1 pseudogene is annotated in these 726 nt (G+C 50.8%); it reads right to left on the bottom strand.

Annotated elements, in window-relative coordinates:
• A pseudogene (locus tag CIK04_RS29825) lies at positions 1 to 726 on the bottom strand (DHA2 family efflux MFS transporter permease subunit); the annotation flags it as partial.

The following is a 726-nucleotide window of genomic DNA, read 5'->3' as shown; positions in this document are numbered from 1 at the left end:
CTAGTGGTGCAATCGGSYTTTGGTTTCCAACTGCGATAGCCCACATAATCAAGCCGACAACGGCAAGTAACGCCGCGGTTTGAATCATGCGTGAATTAAACCAATCTTCGTCATTGCCTTTATCCAGCACAAATTGAAGCGCGCCAACGCCCAGTGCCATATAGCCGATGATCCACCAATCGAAATTTGGCTTTGTTTGTTGCTGATATGAATATAGCGATAAATCAGCGTCGCGCATACCAAGCCAAAGGGTAGGTTGACGTAGAAATCCAACGCCAGTTGATGTTATCGGTAATAATTCCGCCCACAACTGGCCCGAGAATTGGCCCCAACAAAATACCGATGGAGAAATCGCCATCGCTTTGCCTTTTGCTCAGAAGGGTAGAACTGCACCAGCATCGATTGTGCGAGCGGGATGACCGATGCACCAAACGCACCTTGAATGATGCGAAAGAGCACCATTTCTTCGAGTGAGGTGGCTTGGCCACATAGGGCGCTCGCAATCACAAAGCCAATCACCGCCACCAGCATCACTTTGCGTTCACCAAAGCGAGAGACCCAGAAACTGGTCATCGGAATGAAGATCGCCTCCGCCATACTGTAGCCTGTCAGCACCCAAGTGATTTGGTCTGCGGTTGCGCCCAGTGCGCCCATCATATGCGAAAGGGAGACGTTGGCCACGGTCATATCAATCAGTACCATGATGGCAGATAGCATCACGGCGAC

It is taken from the genome of Vibrio sp. 03_296, assembly GCF_002265885.1.
The sequence above is the reverse complement of the archived record's forward strand: the minus strand, read 5'-3'. Positions and strand labels throughout refer to the sequence as shown.